Annotated in this window: 22 protein-coding genes and 4 pseudogenes; 19 read left to right on the forward strand and 7 right to left on the reverse strand. The window is 61.9% G+C overall.

Features of this window, described 5'->3' with window-relative positions; genetic code table 11:
- The first annotated feature begins 18 nt into the window (after nt 1–18).
- The 4 genes from IF809_RS25160 to IF809_RS25175 all read left to right on the forward strand — a co-directional run bounded on the left by IF809_RS25160 (nt 19) and on the right by IF809_RS25175 (nt 3,654).
- The gene (locus IF809_RS25160; RefSeq protein WP_011084928.1) at nt 19–348 is read left to right on the forward strand and encodes a cupin domain-containing protein; all 330 of its coding nucleotides are present in this window, start codon (nt 19–21) and stop codon (nt 346–348) included.
- Nucleotide 349: 1 nt separating this feature from the next.
- Entirely contained in the window at nt 350–1,927 is a 1,578-nt protein-coding gene (locus tag IF809_RS25165; RefSeq protein ID WP_014497736.1) for a class I tRNA ligase family protein, read from the forward strand.
- A 19-nt stretch (nt 1,928–1,946) separates the two neighbouring features.
- Complete coding sequence (locus IF809_RS25170) at nt 1,947–3,080, forward strand: aminotransferase-like domain-containing protein (RefSeq protein ID WP_011084930.1); 1,134 nt, start codon at nt 1,947–1,949, stop codon at nt 3,078–3,080.
- A 406-nt stretch (nt 3,081–3,486) separates the two neighbouring features.
- Nucleotides 3,487–3,654 (forward strand): hypothetical protein, encoded by a 168-nt coding sequence (locus IF809_RS25175; RefSeq protein ID WP_155256178.1) that lies wholly within the window; start codon nt 3,487–3,489, stop codon nt 3,652–3,654.
- A 354-nt stretch (nt 3,655–4,008) separates the two neighbouring features.
- On the opposite strand, the gene IF809_RS25180 is transcribed toward IF809_RS25175, so the two are convergent.
- The 3 genes from IF809_RS25180 to tnpA form a co-directional block, all read right to left on the reverse strand.
- Entirely contained in the window at nt 4,009–4,629 is a 621-nt protein-coding gene (locus IF809_RS25180; protein ID WP_014497735.1) for a tyrosine-type recombinase/integrase, read from the reverse strand.
- Nucleotides 4,629–5,849 (reverse strand): tyrosine-type recombinase/integrase, encoded by a 1,221-nt coding sequence (locus IF809_RS25185; RefSeq protein ID WP_014497734.1) that lies wholly within the window; start codon nt 5,847–5,849, stop codon nt 4,629–4,631. Before IF809_RS25185 ends, IF809_RS25180 begins: the two co-directional genes overlap by 1 nt.
- 210 nt (nt 5,850–6,059) lie before the next feature.
- A complete protein-coding gene (tnpA, locus tag IF809_RS25190; protein WP_157158178.1) occupies nt 6,060–6,431 on the reverse strand; it encodes an IS66-like element accessory protein TnpA in 372 nt (123 codons plus the stop codon).
- A 440-nt stretch (nt 6,432–6,871) separates the two neighbouring features.
- Between tnpA and IF809_RS25195 the strand changes: the two genes are divergently transcribed.
- On the forward strand, nt 6,872–7,687 hold the full coding sequence (locus IF809_RS25195; protein WP_011084934.1) for a YopT-type cysteine protease domain-containing protein: 816 nt from the start codon (nt 6,872–6,874) through the stop codon (nt 7,685–7,687).
- A 590-nt stretch (nt 7,688–8,277) separates the two neighbouring features.
- Here the strand turns inward: IF809_RS25195 and IF809_RS25200 are convergent.
- Entirely contained in the window at nt 8,278–8,715 is a 438-nt protein-coding gene (locus tag IF809_RS25200) for a hypothetical protein (RefSeq protein ID WP_014497731.1), read from the reverse strand.
- 222 nt (nt 8,716–8,937) lie between these two features.
- Between IF809_RS25200 and IF809_RS25205 the strand changes: the two genes are divergently transcribed.
- The 11 genes and pseudogenes from IF809_RS25205 to IF809_RS25255 all read left to right on the forward strand — a co-directional run bounded on the left by IF809_RS25205 (nt 8,938) and on the right by IF809_RS25255 (nt 19,757).
- Nucleotides 8,938–9,243, forward strand: coding sequence for a cytochrome P450 (locus tag IF809_RS25205; protein ID WP_011084937.1), 306 nt, complete (start codon nt 8,938–8,940; stop codon nt 9,241–9,243).
- Nucleotides 9,244–9,259: 16 nt separating this feature from the next.
- Nucleotides 9,260–10,465 carry a cytochrome P450 gene (locus tag IF809_RS25210; protein WP_011084938.1) on the forward strand — a complete coding sequence of 402 codons (1,206 nt, stop codon included), beginning with the start codon at nt 9,260–9,262 and terminating at the stop codon, nt 10,463–10,465.
- 94 nt (nt 10,466–10,559) lie between these two features.
- Nucleotides 10,560–11,849: a cytochrome P450 gene (locus tag IF809_RS25215; RefSeq protein ID WP_441258795.1), complete on the forward strand. Its 1,290-nt coding sequence runs from the start codon at nt 10,560–10,562 to the stop codon at nt 11,847–11,849.
- 1 nt (nt 11,850) lies between these two features.
- Nucleotides 11,851–12,141, forward strand: coding sequence for a ferredoxin (locus IF809_RS25220; RefSeq protein ID WP_014497729.1), 291 nt, complete (start codon nt 11,851–11,853; stop codon nt 12,139–12,141).
- Nucleotides 12,142–12,145: 4 nt separating this feature from the next.
- A complete protein-coding gene (locus tag IF809_RS25225; protein ID WP_011084940.1) occupies nt 12,146–12,991 on the forward strand; it encodes an SDR family oxidoreductase in 846 nt (281 codons plus the stop codon).
- A complete protein-coding gene (locus IF809_RS25230) occupies nt 12,991–14,334 on the forward strand; it encodes a cytochrome P450 (protein WP_011084941.1) in 1,344 nt (447 codons plus the stop codon). Before IF809_RS25225 ends, IF809_RS25230 begins: the two co-directional genes overlap by 1 nt.
- A 154-nt stretch (nt 14,335–14,488) precedes the next feature.
- Complete coding sequence (locus IF809_RS25235) at nt 14,489–15,487, forward strand: polyprenyl synthetase family protein (RefSeq protein WP_028144010.1); 999 nt, start codon at nt 14,489–14,491, stop codon at nt 15,485–15,487.
- Between the two features lie 142 nt (nt 15,488–15,629).
- Nucleotides 15,630–17,180 carry a hypothetical protein gene (locus IF809_RS25240; RefSeq protein ID WP_026312707.1) on the forward strand — a complete coding sequence of 517 codons (1,551 nt, stop codon included), beginning with the start codon at nt 15,630–15,632 and terminating at the stop codon, nt 17,178–17,180.
- The gene (locus IF809_RS25245) at nt 17,177–18,079 is read left to right on the forward strand and encodes a terpene synthase family protein (RefSeq protein WP_028144011.1); all 903 of its coding nucleotides are present in this window, start codon (nt 17,177–17,179) and stop codon (nt 18,077–18,079) included. The genes IF809_RS25240 and IF809_RS25245 overlap by 4 nt, the downstream gene beginning before the upstream one ends.
- 103 nt (nt 18,080–18,182) lie before the next feature.
- A pseudogene (locus IF809_RS25250) lies at nt 18,183–18,469 on the forward strand (DDE-type integrase/transposase/recombinase); the annotation flags it as partial.
- 751 nt (nt 18,470–19,220) lie between these two features.
- The gene (locus IF809_RS25255; RefSeq protein ID WP_014497725.1) at nt 19,221–19,757 is read left to right on the forward strand and encodes a helix-turn-helix domain-containing protein; all 537 of its coding nucleotides are present in this window, start codon (nt 19,221–19,223) and stop codon (nt 19,755–19,757) included.
- A gap of 745 nt (nt 19,758–20,502) precedes the next feature.
- Here IF809_RS25255 and IF809_RS25260 read toward each other — a convergent pair.
- Together IF809_RS25260 and IF809_RS25265 are read right to left on the reverse strand one after the other, a co-directional pair.
- On the reverse strand, nt 20,503–20,799 hold the full coding sequence (locus IF809_RS25260) for a hypothetical protein (protein WP_014497723.1): 297 nt from the start codon (nt 20,797–20,799) through the stop codon (nt 20,503–20,505).
- A gap of 107 nt (nt 20,800–20,906) precedes the next feature.
- Nucleotides 20,907–21,128 (reverse strand): annotated as a pseudogene (locus IF809_RS25265) (IS4/Tn5 family transposase DNA-binding protein); the annotation flags it as partial.
- Nucleotides 21,129–21,260: 132 nt separating this feature from the next.
- Between IF809_RS25265 and IF809_RS25270 the strand changes: the two are divergent.
- The 3 genes and pseudogenes from IF809_RS25270 to IF809_RS25280 form a co-directional block, all read left to right on the forward strand.
- Nucleotides 21,261–21,595, forward strand: a pseudogene (locus IF809_RS25270) (transposase); the annotation flags it as partial.
- 287 nt (nt 21,596–21,882) lie between these two features.
- Nucleotides 21,883–23,037 (forward strand): acyltransferase family protein, encoded by a 1,155-nt coding sequence (locus tag IF809_RS25275; protein WP_223153693.1) that lies wholly within the window; start codon nt 21,883–21,885, stop codon nt 23,035–23,037.
- Between the two features lie 145 nt (nt 23,038–23,182).
- Complete coding sequence (locus IF809_RS25280; protein ID WP_018647460.1) at nt 23,183–23,407, forward strand: hypothetical protein; 225 nt, start codon at nt 23,183–23,185, stop codon at nt 23,405–23,407.
- 81 nt (nt 23,408–23,488) lie between these two features.
- On the opposite strand, the pseudogene IF809_RS25285 reads toward IF809_RS25280, so the two are convergent.
- Nucleotides 23,489–23,838, reverse strand: a pseudogene (locus tag IF809_RS25285) (SOS response-associated peptidase family protein); the annotation flags it as partial.
- Between the last annotated feature and the right edge of the window lie 24 nt (nt 23,839–23,862).

A 23,862-nucleotide genomic window follows, 5' to 3' on the forward strand; every position in this document is an offset into this window, starting at 1 on the left:
CGTCTGAGGAAGACCAACATGTACACGACGCGGCCCGATCATTCTCTGATGCGAACCGAATACGGCGCTCTGGTCTGGCGCCTCTTGGAGCATCTCCCGGAGGGTCTCAGCCCAGCATTTGGCGCATCAGTCGCGGAGCTCGCTCCAGGCGATGCGGTCGACCCGCACGATCATCAGGAGCACGAACTGTGGCTGCTGATCTCTGGTCGTGGAGAATTCGAAGTCGACGGTCAGGTCCGTAATGTTAGCGAAACGAGCTTGTGTTACATGGCGCCACATCAGAGGCATACTATCCGCAATATCAGCCAAGATAGCGCTCTCAAGTTTATCTCGATCTGGTGGGATTGACGTGCGCACTTATTTTATCTGTCCCGCGCCGCCTTGCCCTAACGGCAAGCTACATCTGGGTCACATCGGCGGCGTGTATTTGCCCGCTGATATTTTCGTCCGCTTTCAACGCATGGCCGGCCATCGGGCCTACTACATCACGGGCTCAGACGAGCACGGCACATATACGCTCGAAACGGCACGAAAGCTCGGCCGATCCTTTAGCGAGGTCGCAGAAGGATACGTTCACAAGATCTTAGAGTGTTTGCGCGCGGTGCAAATTACGCCCGATGTGTTCGTGCGCACGTCCAGCGCGATTCACAAGGGAAATGCTCTAGCGATATTCCGCGAGCTGCAGGCGGCCGGCTACGTCGACGTACGGCAGGGCGTCCAACTGTATTGCGAACATTGCGATGAGTTCGCTGCGGACTCGCTCGCAACTGGCCGTTGCCCGGCTTGCTCATCGCCTTGCGACAGCAACCTGTGTGAGAACTGCGGGCTGGCTCTTCAGCACGACACAATCCGTGACGCCCGGCACGTCACCTGCGGCTGCAATCTTGTGCTAAGACCCATCACGCAGGCCGTGTTCGACATGCCACGTCTCGCTCACTCACTGCACGAAGCCATTGGAGAAAGCGTATGGCCCGAGCCGATACGGGCCAAGGCGCGCGCTTGGCTACTCCGGGAGGTGCGCGGCTTGCCGATGACCCGCCATTTCAGGCACGGCGTGGAAGTAAAACAGCCTGACTCTCTGATCGGCCAAACGCTGCTTACATGGTTTGAGGGCCTCTGGTGCTTCGACACCGGAATTCGCGAGCAATGCGCCCGCGCCGGTCTGGACGCAAACGCGGCGTTGCACGACCAGAACACCGAGATTCTTTTCTTCATGGGGCAGGATAATCGTTTCTATTACACGCTAGGTGTGGCCGGCGCTCTGCTCGCGCGCGGCTACCCAATTCCCAAAAATCACTCAGTCCAGGATTTCTACAAGCTGAAAGGCGAAAAGTTTTCCACCAGTCGTGATCATGCTCTTTGGGGCGATGAAGTGGCGGGTGACGTGGGACCAAACGTACTCCGTTATGCGCTGGCGCGAGTGGCCAAGCCCTTTGGAACCGACGCAAACGATTTTAGTCTCGACGGACTCGTCTCGGCAGCGTCACGCATTCGGGTCTGGGAAGATGCGTTACGGCGGTGTGCAGAAAGCGCACGTACAGTAGAGAGCACCGAACTCTCCCCGAATTTCCGCCGCTTCGCTGAAGATTACGCCGATGCGGTCACCGCACTGCGTTTCTGGGATGCGCTTGATATCATCGACAGGTGCTTCGAGCTAGCTGGCTTTGCACATGCAGACGATTGGACATGGAATGCTGCGCAGATCTCGCTGTTCCTGAGCCTCCTCTATCCCGTAGTACCTGAGCTAGCGATGGGCTACGGCCAGCATTACTTTGGCGGTGCGTGGCGGCCGTCCCTCGAGACTTCGGCCGTAGCAGCCCAGCCAAAGACGTCGGTCGACTTTCCCTGTTTCAGCACGCCGATACCTGCGAACTTTGCCGCGGAGTACAATAAGCGCTTTGGCAAAGAACAGATTTCGCAATCATGACGATCCGAATGACGAAGCCATGAATTCCCGCATCTCAAAACGCAGCGCTATCGCTCAAGGTTTCGCGCCGTTCAACTCCTCAAGTGCGAAGCATGGTATCAATTTCGGCTACGCCCTGGCTGACCCGGTCATGTTTGCAGAACTGCCGTGGCCAGTCGCGTTTGACGGAGGTACAGGTGTGGCTCTCGCCGATCTGCCGCAGTATACGGATGCGGCGGGTTTGCCCGAACTCCGTACAAAGCTCGCACTGAGGTACGGTGTGCGGCATGACCAAGTTATGCTTACGGGTGGAGCTTCACAGGCCTTACAACTGCTTGCCGATGGCTGGATTGACCCCGGTGACGTGGTCCTGATGGAGGACCCCTCCTACTTGGGTGCACTGCGTACGTTTTCGATCGCGGGTGCAACCGTGGTCCAGCTAGGTCTAGCCGCAGAGGGAGTCGATCTAAACGAAGTCGAGGCAATACTGCAGACCAATGCCCGGGTGAAGCTTTTCTACACGATGCCAGCATTTCATAATCCAACCGGTCGCCAGATGTCGCGCGACTATGTGGCCAAATTGGCGGCACTGCTAGCCCGCAGTGGCGCTCTCTTGGTGCAGGACCTTGTCTATGCTGAGTTACCCTACAACGGTCCAGCGCATTGGGTGGCGCCAGGCAATAACGTGATCAATGTCCATAGCATCTCAAAAGTTGCCGGACCGGGGCTACGGTTAGGTTGGGTGCTTGCGGAGTCGGACATCATCAACAGGCTTGCGCACCTCAAACGCGACGGCGGCGTAAGTCCGGTCCTAAGTAACATCGTTTTGGGGTTGTTGCAATCGAGCGCTCTTGACTCGCACATAACACGCTTGCGCGAGCACTACCGAGCGAAGCGAGACAGCGTACATAGCTTATTGCAGCGTAGCCGGATTTGCGACCTGGGATATAGCGTGCCAAGCGGGGGCTTCTCGTTCTGGGTGCGGCTTACCCCGGGTACGGATCCGGAGAGGTTTATTGAAGCTGCAAGCCGCTTGCACGGCGTGCACCTTGTAAATGGTCGCAACTATGGCCCAGGAAGTGGCCGTCACATGCGCCTGTGTTTCAGCTATCTTCCAATATCTCTCATTGAGCAGGGGCTGGAGCGCTTAAGTCACTTGCATGCTAACCTCTAGACGCGCGTGGTGTGTTTCAGCAGAGTTTTCCGATCTGGGACGGCGTCGCACGTCCAGCTCCTAGCGACGACACTTCTGAAGGGGGCGAGCTCGCGAGGACACAACAAGTCGCTGTCCTGCTTTGTTGCCGGCCGGCAAGGTCGCCTTGGTGCGCCCCTAACCGACCTGCCCGTCACTCGCCCGAAGCTGCGAAGAAATGTATGCGGGCATGGCCAAATACATCGCGAAGATGTGCGGATAGTCATAAGCCCGCCAGATATGCAGGCGGCCCTTTGGGCTGGGATCGCTGCTTTCCCTGTTCTGCTTCCAATCGGGTGTGCCGTAGAGGCCATAGGCGTAGCCTCCTATGTGGTACGTTTCAGCCCGCCCCAGACGAACGTATCTATATACCGATCCAGCGCCGCCTATGCTCGCGACACGCTGTGCAATTGCGCAGGCGATTTGCATCAACGAGAATGGCGACGACGCCGAGCAAGCACTTGCCTGTCTGATGCAAGCTGAAGACAAATTCGGCTTCGACATTCGCTTTCGCGCGCGCGTGCCAAGATCCACTGGCGCAGACGCGATCATGTAGCGGCGCTCCCGCTGCTGACTGCCGCTGCGGAAGCCGGCGGACAAGACGCAACCGAAGCCATATCGCCCGCGAGGCAGGCATAAACGCTGCGACGCTCGGCGACTGGGCGTCGGCGAAGCAGTGGTTCGAACGTGCTCAGGTCGAGGCGGCAAAGCTTGACAAGTTACCATCGCCGCGAGCCATGCCGATCGGGTTGCTCGCCGATACCGCGCATGCCGCCTATTGCGCAAGGCCGGCCCGACATCTCAATCGTCAAGATGCGCGACGCCCTCTCCGCCTTGATAGGCGTCGAAGCGGAGGGAAGCCGGCGGAAGCCTATTGCCGCCGTGTCGTGCCCCATGGCTTGCTTTGGCTCTATCGAGAAATCGCTGGGACCAAAGCGGGGGGCAGGAAGAAGTAGTCTAGCGACCGCCGGGTGACCAGATATCTGTCGAGCGCCAGCCGAGCTGTTGCGTGAAGTGGCAACAGCCGGCTCTTCTGGAACTTGGTCTGTCGGACGACGAGCCCATCGGCAGTTACATCGTCGATCTGCAGCGCCAATGCTTCTGCGATCCGCATGCCAGTAGCGGTGAGCAGGCCGAAGAGCGTTGCATACATGGTCGGTCTGATCGAGCCCGCTGGCCGGAGTGCCGCCGCAGCACGAAGCAATCGTGCGATCTCGTCCGCACTATAGATATACGGCGGTCGCCTCTTGACGACAGCGTGGCCGAGTGCATCCGCCGCCGGAACCTGATGGCGCGGATTCTCGGCGTGCATCGCCAGCGCGAACCGCCGCACGGTAAGCAACCGGTTGCGGCGCTGCTCCGGTGACGGCGCACGTGCGGCCCATGCCAGGACCCGGGCACTTCTGATGTGCCGGTCGCCGCACTCCTCGGCGAAGCTGACGTAGCCCCTCAGCAGGATTTGCTGGACACGGAACTTGAACCCCAGCGACTGCTGCTGGTCCACATATTTGGCAAGATATCGACTCAGCATCACGCATCTCCCGGCCAGGGCTGCGCGATCTGCAGCAGCATCGTCACGTCGACTTTGGCGTAGTGTGCGGTCATGTCCGGTGAGCGGTGGCGCAGTACGGCGCCAACCGTGTCGAGCGTCGCGCCGCCCCGGAGCATGGCCGTCGCGGCCGAATGCCGAAGCAGGTTGGCCCCATTCGACGGAACGGGGATACCGGCCTTTCGTATTGCACTACGCACAACATCAGAGACTGCGCTCGAACCTGTCAGCGGCCGGATTGGTGCATTCGACATGAAGAAGATTCGAACATCGGCGACGTGCGGCCGGGCCTGATCCAGATAAGCGAGCAAGGCATCCCCGGCGTCTTGCGGCAATGGTAATCTCGTCTCCCGCCGCCCCTTGCCACGAACCGACAGTGTCGCCTGTTGCCAATCAACATCGGTGAGACGAAGAGAGAGAATGTCGCCGGCCCGCAAGCCCAGTCGTGCCAACAGCAGCAGGATCGCCCGATCACGCACGCCAGTCGCCGTGGTCTGATCGCACGTTGCAATCAACGTCTCGACATCCGACGAGCGGATGTATCGCGGCAGCGACGACAGTCGCCACTGCGGAATGATTGGCACAGCCTGATCGAGTCCAGCTCGGCACAACCCCCGTGCGCTGAGGAACCGCAAATATCCTCTCAGCGCCATCGTCATCGTCTTCACATAGGCCAGCGAGACCCGCTTCGTCTCTGCAATGATCACGTCGCGAATGAGCTGAGCATTCCAACTTCGCGGCCTGATGCCAAGCGCCGGGAGCAGCCGCATGACCATGCGACCGTGCCGATCTATTGTCAGCTCTGTGACGCAGTCCTGGAACTCGACCACCCGGCGGTGGGGCGTCGGTAATGCGGGCTTCGGCTTGCGCTGGACGATTCCGCGCTCGCCGAGAAACTCGATGAACCGGCGTACCCGCCTCACGTACTTCGCGGACACGCTCCTCTCGCGACGGATGCCGGGGCATCGACAGCGATGCCGAGCGAACCGATCGGCGACGCCATCATCGATATCAGCGACTGCGATCTTGGCCAGCGTCAGCCATTGCGCGAGGTGACGGGCTGCAGCGTCATAGCCGCTCACCGTCAAGCTCTTATGCCCCAACACCGTCAGGTGTCGTGTGAACTCCGTCACCAGCGGGTCGAGATCGCCTGCGTCCATGCAGCGCAGCCCGTGGCAGTGATCCTCACTCGACTTGGCCATTCCTTGTCTCCCTTTCGTTGCCATCAAGGCAGGAAGAAAGGCCTCAGATTATGCTGAGTGAGAAAGAGGGCAGCAGGAACTAAACTGTTGATAACGAAGCGGGTCTCGGATTGAACGGCCGCACACTCCGCATAATCGTGGGCTCCGCATAATTACGAAAGTCGACCGGCCGCGTCGCGACAATGATCTTCACGCCCGCCGAAGCCGCGATCATGTCGTCGCCCTCACGGCCCGCAGCACATCGCGCAGCCAGGCCGGATCGACCCCCGCCGCTGCGCGAACTACCGCATCGCCAATCTCGATGCTGATCGTTATCCCGTTCCGCGTTGCCGCTTCCACGCACATCCCAGCGGGGCGAAGCTCCGACACCACCGGAACGAAGAGCGGTGCATCCTCCGCCGGCAAGCTCAGCAGACCGGCACGCGCGGCCTTGCGCCAAGCAAACAGGTGTTGCGGTGAGAGGTCGTGCCGGCGCGCCACCTCGGACACAACTGTGCCCGGCGCATATGACTCCGCCACGATCCGCCCCTTGACCACGGCGCTCCACCGCCGCCGACGCCCCGCTCCGACCTGGATATCCACCCGGCCCCGTGGCTCTGCAGCGTCAACTATATGGTCAACCATATATGCGAACCTTACTGTATATGACGGCTCGCATGTTGCCGATCAGCTCACGCCAAACAAGGTGTGGGAGACACACCGCTTACGCAGCAACACCGAACCGCTCGAGACAATCCGCGAGCATCCTGTCATTGCTCTCGATTTCGGGTTCGTGGGCGCTCGATGCCGCGCGAGCATCGCAGCGATAGCCTGTCGGTGGCGTTCCGGAATCTGAGGATCTGACACAGCACTACGCCGAGGCGTATCCGACGTTGTCAGAAGTCCGACAAAGGAACGCTTTCTTAGCTGTACAACTGCTGTCCGTCAGCTCGCCATCAGCTTGTCCGGGTATCCTCGCCGCAGGGCCTGAGCAGCCCGAATTGATGCGAAGAGACTAGCGTAGCACAGAGAGGTGAATCGTCATGTATGATCGAATCGGTGGCTCATCTACACGCACTAGCCAAACTGACGAACCGAGCCAGTCGGTGGATAGCGGCAGCTTTACAGAAACACTTGCAGATCTCGCGCCCCAGTGGAGCTCACGATCGGGGGAGTTGCCTGACAAGATGGGGGCCTGCTGCAGCAAGCCAGATACCTTGGATGCAAACGTTCAAACCTCTAGCGCCTCCGAACCCAGTACATCCTCTCCAGAGAGTCCGGCCACCTCCTTGTTCGAATACAGAACGGCCGACCTGCGTGATGCGAATGTGGACGGCATCTGCGTCGGGCTGACTGCGGAGTGGTTCCGCAATCTTAGCAACAGCCCATCAACCCGAATGAGTGCGCTCACACCCGGATCGCAAACGCACGCCTCAGCGGCTGAACGGCAGCAGCAATATCAACGTCTTAAGGATCAGTTGCGAAGCAGGGGAGCAGGATCTTCTCAGGCCGACCTTCAGGCACAAAATACCATTTTGGAGGAAGCAGGCTTGGAACCGGCTGGAGAAGAGAAGAGATTCGCATTCGGCAAGTCTTCGAACGTCAAGTCCATGGTGAACGAAATCAACGAAGACGGATCGAACCATTTACTCAGCTTGTATTTCGCTGAAGGCGGCGCCCACACAGTGGCGACGTCGGCCTCGAATGGAACGACCACGCTTTTCGACCCTAACTATGGAGAATTTACTGTTCGATCAGATCCTGACCAGATGGCTTCATTGTTACAAAGCCTCGCCAATCGTTACAGGAATCCCAACGGGCAGCATTTGTCGACAATCACGACGCAAAGGATGCAGTGAGTTGGGCCTTCAGGCCGCGGTGATTGACGCCTTCTGTGAAGGCGCGGATGCGTCGGCCGGCGCTTGCGTTCGGTCGCGGCGGGGGCAAATCTGCAGCGGATAGCCGGCTGCGTGCCGGCTTGCGAGTGTGCCGACATCGAAAGCGGGGGTGTCGGCACCCCGCTATCCATGACGGCCGGCACAAATTGCAATTCTGTTTCACAATGGCCGCCTGCGGTTTGCTCAACTGACGTCGCCAAGAAACAATTGCTGCGGCGACAATCCATGCCGTCCGCTATCGAATCACGCGCTTGATCCAGACCGACTGTGCGCAGAATATGAATTTCCACGACATCAGCTTTCGTTTGAAGCACGCTAAGCCGACGCATTGATATTGGTCCAGCTGTGACTCTTACAAGCAGCTTCATCCTGAAAAGCCAAAGTCTTGATTGACAAGGCACCTTATCTTCGAACGGTGAAAGCGTCGGAGTTTTCCACATTGCCAGGGTGCCCCTGCAGGACCTGAGGGGCGCGACTCCAGCGATTGCGCCGCTGCGGGCGGCGCCACAGAATGCACCCCGGCGCTGGTCGCTAATCTAATGCGCCCTACGCTAAAGGCCAGAACCGAGAGGCATCTCCGTAGCTACTTTTGGAAGCGTTTGTTCAGGAAGTGCGTCGCTCCCATGCGAGCCTTCACGTGCCGAACGGATGCTCGACTGTCTCGCGAGCTGGCGCATCGCCTCTGGGTTTGCATCAAGGCGCTGCTGCACGGCCTCGAGCAGATGCTCATGCTTGCGTGCTTCCAGAGTGCCTATCTTGTCCTTCAACTTCGCTGCCGGCACCCCCTCAAGCATAGCTTGAATCGCCTTATCTAGCTCGCGCTCAGTCCACTCCCGGCATCGTGACGCTGCGACCGCGCCCCGTCCCCGAGCTTCCGCATCTTCGGTAGCCAGAGCCACGAAGGCGGCGAGGTCTTGCCCTCCGGACAGGCTGACGCGATCGCGTTCGATGACGCCGGCGTCATCGGAGTGGTTTCCGGCGAACCACACCTGCTGCAGCCAATCCGCTTGAAATTTCGCGCAAGGGCTGCCCCGCACATTCAGCGCGAGAGCAGGCCTTTGTCGGGCACTTACTGCGCCCGTTGTCGGCATTGAGACTGAATGCCAGAAACCTGACACTACGCGCAGCTATGTAGTGCCTGCTGAGCCTGCGAATTCACTTCGGCACGCGATTTGCTCTGTTCACGGTGTGGGACCGGTCCGGAGGCTATAATGGCGGACACATCGGGGGCACGGTCGAACCTCCTTCACCAATCCGTACGGTCGATCTATGGCGATGCCGACAGGTTCGATGTCACCCGGCGGCACAACCCGCACCTGTCGTTCGGCCAGGGGCCGCATTTCTGCCTGGGCGCAGCGCTGGCGCGTCTGGAATTGGGCTGCGCCTTCCCCGCGCTGTTCGTGCGGCTGGAGCATCTGGCGCTGACCATCGCCGCGGAGGACGTCGTCTACATGCCGTCTTACGTCATTCGCTGCCCGCAGCGCCTGCCGGTCACCTTCCGCCCTTCCATCGCTTAGAGAGTGAAGTGCCACCATGTCCGAACAACAACCCTTGCCGACGCTGCCGATGTGGCGCGTCGATCACATCGAGCCCTCGCCCGAGATGTTGGCGCTACGCGCCAACGGTCCGATCCACCGCGTGCGCTTCCCCTCCGGGCACGAAGGCTGGTGGGTGACAGGCTATGACGAGGCCAAGGCGGTGCTGTCCGACGCGGCGTTCCGGCCCGCGGGAATGCCGCCGGCGGCATTCACCCCGGATTCGGTGATTCTCGGTTCGCCGGGGTGGCTGGTCTCGCACGAGGGGCGCGAGCATGCCCGGCTACGCGCGATCGTGGCGCCGGCCTTCAGTGACCGCAGGGTGAAGCTGCTCGTGCAGCAGGTCGAAGCGATCGCCGCGCACTTGTTCGAGACGCTGGCGGCCCAGCCCCAGCCCGCCGACCTGCGGCGCCACCTCTCCTTTCCGCTTCCGGCCATGGTCATCAGCGCGCTGATGGGCGTGCTCTACGAGGATCACGCCTTTTTCGCCGGGCTGTCCGATGAGGTGATGACGCACCAGCATGAAAGCGGCCCGCGCAGCGCGTCCCGCCTGGCCTGGGAAGAACTGCGCGCCTACATTCGCGGCAAGATGCGCGACAAGCGCCAGGATCCGGACGACAACCTGCTGACGGATCTGCTCGCTGCGGTCGACCAGGGCAAGGCGAGCGAGGAAGAGGCGGTTGGCCTGGCGGCGGGCATGCTGGTGGCGGGGCACGAGAGCACCGTCGCGCAGATCGAATTCGGCCTGCTAGCCATGTTCCGCCATCCGCAACAGCGCGAACGCCTGGTCGGCGATCCGTCCCTGGTCGACAAGGCGGTAGAGGAAATCCTGCGCATGTACCCGCCGGGCGCGGGCTGGGATGGCATCATGCGCTATCCGAGGACCGACGTGACCATCGCGGGCGAGCATATTCCCGCGGAGAGCAAGGTGCTGGTCGGCCTCCCGGCAACGTCGTTCGATCCGCACCATTTCGACGATCCGGAAATCTTCGATATCGAACGCCAGGAAAAGCCGCACCTGGCTTTTTCCTACGGGCCGCACGCGTGCATCGGCGTGGCGCTGGCCAGGCTGGAGCTCAAGGTGGTGTTCGGTTCGATCTTCCAGCGCCTTCCCGCGCTGCGCCTGGCCGTGGCGCCGGAACAACTGAAGTTGCGCAAGGAGATCATCACGGGCGGGTTCGAGCAGTTCCCGGTGCTCTGGTGATGTCGCGGACGCCACGGGCGATCTCGATCTTCTCCGGAATCTGCCGCGCGCCTGTCGCGCGCCGGTCAGATCAGCCCGCCAACAGGTAACCAGGATGGACGTGCAAGAAACCACGGCAGCATGCCGGGACGCCTTCGCCGAACTGGCGTCGCCAGCGTGCATCCACGACCCGTATCCGTTCATGCGATGGTTGCGCGAGCACGATCCGGTGCATCGCGCGGCGTCGGGCCTCTTTTTGTTGAGCCGCCACGCCGACATCTACTGGGCGTTCAAGGCCACGGGCGATGCGTTTCGGGGTCCGGCGCCCGGCGAACTGGCGCGCTATTTCTCGCGTGCGGCGACCAGCCCGTCGCTCAATCTGTTGGCGTCCACGCTAGCGATGAAGGACCCACCGACGCATACGCGTCTGCGCCGGCTGATCTCGCGCGATTTCACCATGGGCCAGATCGACAACCTGCGGCCGAGCATCGCGCGCATCGTCGCAGCGCGCCTGGACGGCATAACGCCCGCGCTGGAGCGCGGGGAGGCGGTGGACCTGCATCGGGAATTCGCGCTGGCCTTGCCCATGCTGGTTTTCGCCGAACTGTTCGGCATGCCCCAAGACGACATGTTCGAGCTCGCTGCCGGCATCGGCACCATTCTGGAAGGCCTGGGCCCGCACGCCAGCGATTCCCAGCTCGCCGCGGCGGACGCGGCCAGCGCCAGGGTGCAGGCCTACTTCGGCGACCTCATACAGCGCAAGCGCACCGATCCCCGCCGCGACATCGTGTCGATGCTGGTCGGCGCACATGACGACGATGCCGACACACTGTCGGATGCGGAGTTGATCAGCATGCTGTGGGGCATGCTGCTGGGCGGCTTCGTCACCACTGCTGCGAGCATCGACCATGCCGTCCTGGCGATGCTGGCGTATCCCGAACAGCGGCACTGGCTGCAGGCAGACGCCGCGCGGGTGAGGGCATTCGTCGAAGAAGTCCTGCGCTGCGACGCGCCCGCCATGTTCAGCTCCATCCCGCGTATCGCCCAGCGCGACATCGAACTGGGCGGCGTGGTGATTCCGAAGAACGCGGACGTGCGCGTGCTGATCGCGTCCGGCAATCGCGACCCGGAGGCCTTCGCCGATCCCGATCGCTTCGATCCCGCGCGGTTCTACGGCACCAGTCCAGGCATGTCGACCGACGGGAAGATCATGCTGAGCTTCGGCCACGGCATTCACTTCTGCCTCGGTGCGCAACTGGCCCGGGTGCAGTTGGCCGAGAGCCTGCCGCGGATCCAGGCCCGCTTCCCCACGCTGGCATTTGCCGGGCAGCCGACCCGGGAGCCCTCGGCATTCCTTCGGACGTTCCGCACGCTGCCGGTGCGGCTGCATGCGCAGGGGAGCTGAGATGCGCGTCATGGTCGACCAGGATCTGTGCGGAACCAGCGGGCAGTGCGTGCTGACGCTGCCGGGCACCTTTCGCCAGCGCGAACCGGACGGCGTGGCCGAAGTGTGCGTGGCGACGGTCCCGCATGCGCTGCACGCCGCCGTGCGGCTCGCGGCCAGCCAGTGCCCGGTCGCCGCCATTCGGGTCATCGAAAGCGACGCTGGCGATGGCGAGCGCGCCAGCGCCGACCCTGCGCCTTCTCCAGCGGAGGCCGAGCGGCATGCCGCGAAAGACCAGCACAATCTAGGATGACACGATGGGACGGTTTGAAGGCAAAGTGGCCGTGGTGACCGGCGCCGGCGCCGGCATCGGCAAGGCATGCGCCCTCGCCATCGCGCGCGAGGGCGGCAGAGTGGTGGTGGCCGACATTGATGGCTCGGCGGCTATCGCCTGCACCGCGCAGATCGCGGCCGAAGCGGGCCACGCGCTCGCCCTGGCGATCGACATCGCCGATGCGCAGGCGGTGGCAGCGCTGTTCGAGACGGCGGAGCGGCACTTCGGCGGGGTCGACCTGCTGGTGAACAACGCGAGCGCGATGCATCTGACCCCGCGCGACCGCGCGATCCTCGAGCTGGAGCTAGCGGTCTGGGATCAGACCATGGCGACCAATCTGCGTGGCACGCTGCTCTGCTGCCGGCAGGCCATCCCCCGGATGATCGCCCGCGGCGGTGGCGCGATCGTCAACATGTCGTCGTGCCAGGGGCTCAGTGGTGACACCGCACTGACATCCTACGCCGCGTCGAAGGCGGCGATGAACATGCTGTCGTCCTCACTTGCCACCCAGTACGGTCATGCGCAGATCCGCTGCAATGCGGTTGCGCCGGGTCTCATCATGACCGAGCGACTCCTCGCCAAGCTGGACGCGTGCATGCAAACCCATCTGCGCCGTCACCAGCTCCTGCCGCGCGTCGGCCGCCCCGAGGACGTGGCCGCGCTGGTGGCGTTCCTGCTCTCCGACGATGCTGCGTTCATCACTGGCCAGGTCGTGTGCATCGACGGCGGCATGCTGGCGCATGTGCCGACATACGCCGACGGTGGCAACAGCCGCGCCGCGCGGCCTGCCGGCGAGACCGCAGAAGCGGACGCGGCGCCGCGCTGCTGATGGACATGCTGCTCAACCCGCTGAACCGTCGGCATCGGCTGCGGCACGACATCCCGGTCGTGCCCGGCGCTTTTCCCTTGGTCGGGCATCTTCCCGCCGTCGTCTGCGACCTGCCGCGCCTGCTGCGGCGTGCGGAACGGACGCTGGGCAGCCACTTCTGGCTAGATTTCGGCCCTGCCGGACACCTGATGACCAGTCTGGATCCGGATGCTCTCGCACTGCTCCGGCACAAGGACGTGTCCTCGGGGCTGATCGAAGACATCGCGCCCGAATTGTTTGGCGGAACGTTGGTCGCCCAGGACGGCATCGCGCACCGGCAGGCGCGCGATGCGATCCAGGCGGCGCTTCTGCCCAAGGGGCTGACCCTGGCCGGCATCGGCGAGCTGTTCGCGCCCGTCATCCGGGCGCGCGTGCAGAGGTGGCGGGAACGGGGCGACGTCACCATCCTGCGCGAAACCGGCGATCTAATGCTCAAGCTCATCTTCAGTCTCATGGGAATCCCCGCGCAGGACCTGCCGGGATGGCATCGCAAGTACCGGCAACTGCTGCAGTTGATCGTCGCGCCCCCGGTCGACCTGCCTGGACTGCCCTTGCGGCGGGGCCGCGCGGCCCGCGACTGGATCGATGCGCGGTTGCGCGAGTTCGTCCGCGCCGCGCGCGAACATGCCTCGCGCACCGGGTTGATCAACGACATGGTGAGCGCCTTCGATCGCAGCGACGATGCGCTTTCCGATGACGTCCTGGTCGCCAATATTCGCTTGCTGCTGCTTGGTGGTCACGACACCACCGCCTCGACGATGGCCTGGATGGTGATCGAGCTAGCGCGGCAGCCTGGGCTGTGGGACGCCCTGGTCGAGGAGGCGCAACGCGTAGGCGCGGTGCCGACTCGGCACGCGGACCTGGCGCAGTGTCCGGTCGCTGAGGCGCTGTTCCGCGAGACGCTGCGCGTGCATCCGGCGACGCCGCTCCTAGTGCGTCGCGCACTGCGTGAATTGCGAATCGGCCAACAGCGCATTCCTACGGGCACCGATCTGTGCATCCCGCTGCTGCATTTCTCGACCTCGGCGCTGCTGCACGAGGCGCCTGATCAGTTTCGGCTGGCGCGGTGGCTTCAACGCACCGAGCCGATCCGGCCGGTGGACATGCTGCAGTTCGGTACCGGCCCACACTTCTGCATGGGCTACCACCTGGTATGGCTGGAACTGGTGCAGTTCTGTATCGCCTTGGCGCTGACCATGCACGAGGCCGGGGTGCGGCCGCGGTTGCTGAGCGGCGTCGAAAAAGGCCGGCGATATTACCCGACCGCACATCCGTCCATGACTATCCGCATCGGATTCTCATGAGCTGGCATCGCATGCCCCGTGTGGTGAGGCAGCGGCGCCGGCGACGCGCGGCATTGCTGCACTCGGCGCGCGCGCTCGGTGCGAGGCCGGCAACACCGCGGCGGCTCGCCGCTCGCCGTGGCCGTCTCCTGGCAGGTACAAGGACATGAACAACATGCAGACTGGTTCCACGCCACACGACGACCGAGCTGGCGTTTCCGCGAACGGCATATTGGGCGCGCAGGCGCGCGGCGCATCCGGCAGGCTGCTGCCCGAGATCTGGATGCAGGACGGCGCAAAGCGGGTCGAAGAGGCGCTGGCGCGTCTTCTCTGCGCCGAAGACGACGGTGAGACCGAGCTGATGGCGGCGATGCGCTACGCCACCTTGCATGGCGGCAAGCGCACCCGCGCCTTGCTCTGTTTGGCTGCCGGCGCACTGGCCGACACGCCGGCGCACATGCTCGATGACGTCGGTGCCGCCATCGAGATGATGCACGCCTGTACGTTGGTCCACGACGATCTGCCCGCGATGGACGACGACGTGCTTCGCCGCGGCCTTCCGACCGTGCACGTCAAGTTCGGCGAAGCCACCGCGATCCTGGTCGGCGATGCGCTGCAGGCGCACGCCTTCCTGACCCTGGCGAGCCTGAATGCGCCGGGCGACAGCCCTATCGCGCTCGTGCGCGAACTGGCGCAGGCGGTGTCCGCCGAGGGGGCCGCAGGCGGGCAGGCCATAGATCTGTCGCTGGTTGGAAAGCACGTCGAGCTGGACAGGATCGTGGCGATGCACCGGATGAAGAGCGGAGCGCTAGTGCGCGCGTCCGTTCGCATGGGCGCGCTATGCGCTGTCGGCGTGAATGCCGCGCACGCTGCACTTTACTGTGCGCTGGATCACTACAGCGCCTGTTTCGGCCTGGCGTTACAGGTGATCGACGACATTCTCGACGTGACAGCGGATACCGCGGCGCTGGGCAAGACCCCCGGCAAGGACGCGGCGGCGCAGAAGCCGACCTGCGCGTCGATCATGGGACTGCAGGAAGCACGCCAGTTCGCGCTGGATCTGTTGCGCGATGCCGGCGAGGCCATCGCGCCGCTGGGGCCGCGTGCGGAACGGTTGGCGCAACTCATACAGCGGGCCAACGCGTATCTGTTCAAACACGCGCCACGCGCATGAGCGCGCCCGTCCGCATCGAGTCGCCCCTGTGCCGCTGCGATCGGCCGGCGGCAGAGTGCATCCTGCACTGTGTCCGAGTCCGCGGCGCCGATCGCAGCGGTTGCCCGCCGCGGCGCACGTTTCTGCAAACGGAACATCCCGCGTGAACGCGCTGTCCGAACATATCCTTTCCGAATTGCGCCGCCTGCTGAGCGAAATGAGCGATGGCGGCAGCGTCGGTCCGTCCGTCTACGACACGGCGCAGGCGCTGCGCTTCCACGGCAACGTCACCGGTCGGCAGGACGCATACGCGTGGCTCATCGCGCAGCAACAGGCCGACGGCGGATGGGGAAGCGCGGACTTCCCGCTGTTCCGCCATGCGCCCACGTGGGCGGCGTTACTGGCATTGCAGCGTGCCGATCCTCTTCCCGGAGCTGCGGACGCAGTCCAGACTGCAACGAGGTTCCTCCAGCGCCAGCCCGATCCCTACGCACATGCGGTGCCAGAAGACGCGCCGATCGGCGCGGAGCTGATCCTGCCGCAGTTTTGCGGTGAGGCCGCATCCTTGCTGGGTGGCGTAGCGTTTCCGCGCCATCCTGCGCTGTTGCCATTGCGGCAAGCGTGCCTGGTCAAGCTGGGGGCGGTGGCGATGTTGCCGAGCGGCCATCCGTTGCTACACTCCTGGGAAGCCTGGGGGACGTCGCCGACCACCGCATGCCCGGATGACGACGGCAGCATCGGCATCAGTCCGGCGGCCACCGCCGCGTGGCGTGCCCAGGCCGTGACACGGGGGAGCACGCCGCAGGTCGGGCGCGCCGATGCGTATCTGCAGATGGCATCGCGGGCGACGCGCAGCGGCATCGAAGGTGTCTTTCCCAACGTCTGGCCGATCAATGTGTTCGAGCCATGCTGGTCGCTGTACACCCTGCATCTGGCCGGGCTTTTCGCGCATCCCGCGCTCGCGGAGGCGGTTCGCGTGATCGTCGCGCAGCTCGACGCCCGTCTGGGCGTGCACGGTCTGGGCCCGGCCTTGCACTTCGCGGCTGATGCGGACGACACCGCCGTTGCGTTGTGCGTCCTGCACCTTGCAGGCCGTGACCCGGCGGTCGATGCGTTGCGCCATTTCGAAATCGGCGAGCTGTTCGTCACCTTCCCCGGCGAACGCAATGCCTCGGTGTCGACCAACATTCATGCCCTGCATGCGTTGCGACTGTTGGGAAAGCCCGCCGCGGGCGCCAGCGCGTACGTCGAGGCCAATCGCAACCCGCACGGTCTATGGGACAACGAAAAATGGCACGTTTCGTGGCTGTATCCCACCGCGCATGCGGTCGCTGCGCTGGCGCAAGGCAAGCCCCAGTGGCGAGATGAGCGCGCGCTGGCGGCGCTGCTGCAGGCGCAGCGCGACGACGGTGGCTGGGGCGCGGGTCGCGGGTCCACGTTCGAGGAAACCGCCTATGCGCTGTTTGCGTTGCACGTGATGGATGGGAGCGAAGAGGCGACAGGGCGCCGGCGCATCGCGCAGGTGGTGGCGCGTGCGCTGGAGTGGATGCTCGCCCGCCATGCGGCGCATGGATTGCCGCAGACGCCGCTGTGGATCGGCAAGGAACTGTATTGCCCCACTCGGGTCGTGCGCGTGGCCGAACTCGCCGGGTTGTGGCTGGCGCTTCGTTGGGGGCGGCGCGTCCTGGCCGAGGGGGCAGGAGCGGCGCCATGATCCAGACTGAACGCGCGGTGCAGCAGGTGCTGGAGTGGGGACGTTCCCTGACCGGATTCGCCGACGAGCATGCCGTGGAAGCGGTCAGGGGCGGCCAGTACATCCTGCAGCGCATCCACCCGAGCCTGCGCGGCACCAGCGCCCGCACCGGTCGCGATCCGCAGGACGAAACGCTGATAGTGACGTTCTATCGCGAACTGGCGCTGCTGTTCTGGCTCGACGATTGCAACGACCTTGGCCTGATCTCGCCGGAACAGCTCGCCGCGGTGGAGCAAGCGCTGGGGCAGGGCGTGCCGTGCGCGCTCCCCGGATTCGAGGGTTGCGCTGTGCTGCGCGCTTCGCTGGCCACGCTCGCCTACGATCGTCGCGATTATGCTCAGCTTCTCGACGATACCCGGTGCTACTCCGCGGCGCTGCGCGCCGGACACGCGCAGGCGGTAGCGGCGGAACGCTGGTCCTACGCTGAGTACCTGCACAACGGCATCGATTCGATCGCCTACGCGAACGTGTTCTGTTGCCTGTCCTTGCTGTGGGGGCTGGATATGGCGACCTTGCGCGCGCGTCCGGCGTTTCGCCAGGTCCTGCGGCTCATCTCCGCGATAGGGCGTCTGCAGAACGATCTGCATGGATGCGACAAGGACAGGTCGGCCGGCGAGGCCGACAACGCGGTGTTCTTGCTGCTGCAGCGCTATCCAGCTATGCCTGTGGTGGAGTTCCTCAACGACGAGCTGGCCGGCCATACGCGCATGCTGCACCGGGTGATGGCGGAAGAACGCTTTCCCGCGCCGTGGGGACCATTGATCGAGGCCATGGCGGCCATCCGCGTGCAGTACTACCGGACCTCGACCAGCCGCTACCGCAGCGACGCTGTGAGGGGAGGCCAGCGCGCGCCGGCCTGAACGCGCAGGAGGCGGCGGCGTGCGCGCGCTGCCGTCGGCCCGATCCGACGCAACGCCGCCGCCCGATGGAGCGAGCATGAGCGACACCGCCCTGAGACTGCACGTCCACGACCAGTTCGCCAACGGCCGGCGCTTCCGCATTCTCAACATCGTCGACGACGTCACTAAGGAATACCTGGGCGCCATTCCGGAGACGTCAATCCGGGGCGGCGGGTGGCCCGCGAACTGAAGGAAATCGTTGAGCGACGCGGCAAGCCAGGAATGATCGCGTCCGACCATGGCACCGAGTTCACCTGCAACGCCATGCTGGCCTGGAGCAAGGACACGGTCATCGACTGGCACTTCATCGCGCCGGGAAAGCCGATGCAGAACGGCTTCATCGAGAGATTCATGTATAGACGGCCGCGCGGATGCAAGGGATTTCAGCAGCAATTTGGATATCGGTCGGGTGCGTTCATGTATACGGCCTATCATTGCGACCGATAGCATGGCCGCTCGCCCTGATGGAGATCGCGGATCGAGGCCTCATCAACGGGTCGCGCTTGTTGCGCTTAAAACTCTTCTGTCAATCGGCCCTTTAATTGCGGATTATTGTCAACTCTCTTTTTTTGAAGCCATTCGGCAAGACGGTAGCGCTCGACCTCCCCGTCGGCCCGATTCGGCGCGCGCCAATTGTGCACACAATCGGCGAGAAATGGGGGAGCGTGCTACGACCTGTTCACAGCCCTTTCTGTCGCGGGCCATGTCGCGCCGAGCAGCCGGGAGTTGTTGGCAATCGCTGGAATTATCGGGTAATTTTGCGCAACAGGCGCAACACGATGTCGACGAACAAATGCGGACTAAGTTATTGAAATAATTGGTGATCCCAGCAGAACAAGCACATCAGCCGGTATCAATGGCTTAGATTGGCAAACCGCCCGTTCGGGCAAGATTGATCCGCAAGCGCTTTTTCGCGCACTGGCAATCAAAAGCCGCCGGATGGTGGGCCAAAAATGCGAAGGGCCGCCTCGGCTAAGGCAGCCCCAGATCGCAATCAAAAGTCCAGTAGCCTGGAATTTAGCACCCAGTCTCCCGAGCCGCAATCCGGAACCGCCATGCAAGCTGCCTTCGCCGCTGCCCTGGCGCGGAAGATGGTGCGGCCGTGAGTGCAATTCTCGACAAGGACCGGACCCGGCGAAAGCTCCATCTGTTAACGCGCGCAAATGGCGATCTACGCCTTACCGATCAAGACTTCCGGGTGCTTTGGTATATCGCCGATGCGATCGATCACGAGACCGATCTAGCCCGCCGCAAGCAGGCCACCATCGCTAAAGATCTTGGGAAGAAGGGCGTCCGCGGCGTGCAGTTGAGCCTCGGACGGTTAGCCGAGTTCGGCTACCTCAAGTTCGAGGTCAAGGAAGGCGGGACCTACGTCAATGCCTATCGCCTTCTTCTCGAAGAGGCGAATGTGGGTTCGCCTTCTTCTGACCAGAAGGCGAACAATGGTGAGCCTTTGGATGACCAGAAGGCGAACGTCGGTGCGCTTTCTGCCGGTGCAGTCCCCAAAAAGGCGAACGAGCGTGACGAAAAAGGCGAACCGTCATTCGTACATGATCCCTTATCTGTCCCTGAAGTAGCTGCAGCCGCGCGCAATGACTACGAATTCTATGCGGCGGGGGCGATGCATTGCACTAACTAACCCCCATGCGGCTCGTAGTACGCCCGCATCGCCTTCAGATGCTCTGCCTGCTGGCGGGAGTAGTGCCGGATCGAACGAAGCTCGCCCACCAGTAGGCCTACTATCAACCAGAAGGCAGTAGCCACTAGTGCCCCGAGCGCGACTTCAGAGACGCCTTTATGCTTCATCGTCGTGCTCAAGATAGCCCTCGATAAGGCGATCCAGGTCAATCTTTCTAATCGACGCCGCGATCAATCGGTCCACCTTCATATCTATTGGGGCTTTCCACAGAACTCAATCAGATAATTGATTAGAGCTCCCCCAACTCCTGCGGTCTGAAGGTTAGGACGGGTCGAAGCAAATGCGCGAACATTGTCTGCGAGCTGGACGTTTGTCATTTTGCTCTTCGAAATGCAATTGATAATGCGTGCCTGCCTTGGCATCTTGCTCGTCAGAGGCAACGCTAATCAGCGCGTCGTAGAAACCGGCCATGTAGGCAGCGCGGATCTGCGCAGGTAACGACTCCCATCGGAAGTAAGTGAAGTAAACGGCATTCGCAGGCGCGGTGATCACAAGCGGAGCCGCTACCAATATGATTCTAATCAAATCTGCCTCGTGATGCCGTGGATTAACAACTGATCGCCGTTGCGTCGCCCCGACTCGGGCGAAGATCATCCGCCCAGCAGACGTGCGCCTCAGTTTTCGCGGGGGTGGATCGGATAGTTGGGTCAAGCTCCGGTGCAGCACTCGTTCACAAACTCTGAGGCTAGCCCACCGTTACGGCATCCGCAGCAAGCAGGTCATCGATCAGCTCGGCAAAGCCCTCTCGTACAAGAAAGCGCCGGCTAAATGCCAGGCGCTGATGGTAGGGAATTAGATATCGATCGAAGCGGTCAGATTGAAGTTGGCGTGCCTCGCGCGCCAGCTCGTCCGTTTCAGGTAGGCCTTGTTCCTTGATTGCGACCAGGAGGTCCTTAAGGTCGGCCGCAGATGTTTTTTCGACAAAGACGGCAAAGTTTTCGATCGAAGCCTTTGCGCCCTCTCGACGTAAAGCCAGCACCATTGTCTGAGCGAGGCGTGCACCTGACCAAGGAAATACAATGACGTCCTGACCGTATTGCAGAAAGCGGTGCCTATCGAGATGGTATCCGCCTCGTCGACCCGCTCGTTGGAGAAGAATCGATAGGCGGCCTTCGTGTTGGCCCAATCCTGACAAACCAACGGGATGCTTTGACCCATGTCGCTCCCGATTTGTGCGAGCAATTTGCAGAACCGGCGACCAAGCCGCTCATCCTTAAACTCGCATCCCGCAACTTCCCGATCAACCCACGTCTCGATACCGGTCGTCAATCGCTGAGCACGCGCCACCGCGCGTTCCTTCACCAAGCCCATCGAGCACCCCGCACTTCCGAATCAGGTGCTCAACAACGAATCACAACAGATTCTACTGATTCAAGATTTCGGCCGCGGCCCCCCGCTCAAATCCGACGTCAAATGTGGGTAATTGAAAGATCTCTTTGCCGCTTACAATGCGCGCGCGGCCAAGCCGAGAATCTGATCAAGCTGCATATGACGCAGCTCGCCTCCGACCGCACCAGCTGCCGTTCGGCGCTCGCCAACCAGGTCCGTCTCGCGCTCCATACGGCCGCTTATTGGCTGATGCTGACCGTGCGCGAGGCGATTCCCAAAGTCCGGGAATTGGCCGCTGCCGAGTTCGCGACGCTGCGTCTTCGTCTCTTGAAAATCGCTGCCCGTGTGGTCGAGACCACGAGCCGCATTCGCCTTGCGTTTGCCGCGGCATGTCCCGAGCCGACCTGATCCGCCGTTTGCCAGGCGCGCTGCTGCCGCTCGGTCCTTGACCGGCGGGGCGTCCGCCCCCCGTTCACCCACCCCATCCCTCAAGCGCGTTGCAAAGTACGGGTCGTCAGGCGGTGAAAAGCCGAAGGCAATCCTGTGCGCCTCGCCAGACAAGATGTGCGGCCGCATCAATCGGGCCCAAAAGCCGCCCTCTGACGAATAGGCCGGGCTAGCAGTTGACGGTGCTCAGACCGTGTAGCGGCACACGGTATATGCATGTATATGCATGTATATGCATGTATATGTAAAGAAATGCGACAGATGCGTTAATAGAATTGCAGAATCCTACATGTCGAACGCGATGCTCAAATCCAGCTGCGCCACCCCGAATTTACCGCCCCCCAACGCCTTTCCCGAAGACCCCGGGTCGCTGGCTGCCAAAGAGGTCGCGCGACTGAGCATTCTTGACGGCATGCGGGGAATTGCTGCCATCTGTGTCGCCGTTTTACATTTTTATGAACCCTTTCAGTTCGGTCCTCAGAACCGGATTCCTCACGGTTATCTCGCTGTAGATTTTTTCTTTTGCTTGTCAGGGTATGTAATGGCATTTGCCTACGACCCTTCTCGCGTAGAATTGTCACCCACAGAACTTATTAAAAGGCGTCTGATACGACTGCATCCGCTCGTCGTAATTGGCTCCTTGTTGGGCTTCGTTGTGGTTGTAATCGGACGATTCTATGCGCCTATGGCTGCTGCGTTATTCAATTTTAGTGTCACGGAGTTTTTTATTCTCCTCACCTGCAGCGTACTTCTGTTGCCGCACTTATTTGTCCACGATCCCAGCTTTCCTATTTTTCCTTTTGTCGCTCCCGCCTGGTCATTGCTTTGCGAGTATGTGGCGAGCCTAACGTTTGCTCTTTGTCTGCGCCAACTATCGCTTCGATGGTTGCTAGCGATGCTCGCCTTCGCCGCGGTTGCAACGGCATACACGTGCTACGATTTCGGAAGCCTAAACGGCGGTTTCGACCGCAGAACCTTCTGGATTGGCTTTGTACGGGTAGGTTTTTCATTTATCGCGGGCGTTGTTGCTTGCCGTATTGGCAGGCAACCGCTGTTGCCAGGGGCAGCATATTACCTTCCGCTTATCATGCTTGCGACCTTTTTTTGGCCCTTCCTTTGGAAGCCCTACGATTTCCTGATCGTCACAATCGTATATCCGCTCCTTGTTTGGCTGGGCGCTAATGCAATCGGGAGTCCGTCGATCAACCGTTTTAGCGAGTTTATCGGAGATCTTTCATATCCGCTTTATATGACCCACTACGTTCCACTCATGCTATTGTTCGGCGGAACTTCGGCAGGTTGGGTTGCGCAGATCCATGCAGCGCTAGCGGTACCAAGCATGACTCTAGTTGCAATCGCTTTTAGCTTTCTTGTTAAGCGATATATCGACGAACCGATCCGTGCCACTTTGCGTCACAGATCATTTGAGCACCTCAAAGGCTAATGCAGGCACTGCCGCAGGTATGCACGGATGTGCTTATCCTGTTCTGCTCTCAGAAGCGCTTTCGCCCCCTCTGGCCTTCCAGCTTCAGGGTAATTAGCTAGGTATGAGATGTGGGTAATTGAAAGAGCTAACTCAGGCAGACCACATGTTTCCCATTCACAATATCTTCCCGAAAGAGATGGCGATAATCGGCCGCACCCTGCTGAATTACGGCGAGCTTGAACTCGACCTGATGAATTGCATCCAGGTCGTCCGCCAATACGACATGAACTCCATCTTGAAGGCGTTTCAGGATTCGGGGAGAGAAGAGCCGCATTCAGATCGCGGACGCTCTGGGCCGCGTACCCGAGCAGACACACATGCGACCTAGACGGGACGTCAGCGTCTCAGTCGCATTCCCGCGAGCGCTCCGGCAAAAAGTACATTCAACTGGTGCCCGTGCAAATGCAGCCTACGCAGCGATCTTGTCTTCCTTGTCTGCGCCGCGCATGACGATCCTCAGGGCGTCGTTGGGCAGCGGGCGCTGCAGCGCCTTTGCCTCATCCCAGGGAGTGTGCATCCAGATGTCGCGCTCCTCCTCGGTGGTCAGGATCACGGGCATTGCTTTCGGATGGATCGGCTCGACGACCGCATTGGGTGACGTCGTCAGGAAGCCGTAGACAAGGTGGGGCCGGGGATCGGCTTCGACTTGGTGCCGCGGTCGCCTCTGAACTCGGTCCAGATGCCGCCGAAGCAGAACAGCGGCCGGCTCTCCTCGAGCGCGAACCAAACCACATCTTTCTTCTTCGTCTCGGGATTTGGCGGTACTGTCCAGAATCTTTCGCA

Source organism: Bradyrhizobium sp. UFLA06-24 (assembly GCF_054967145.1).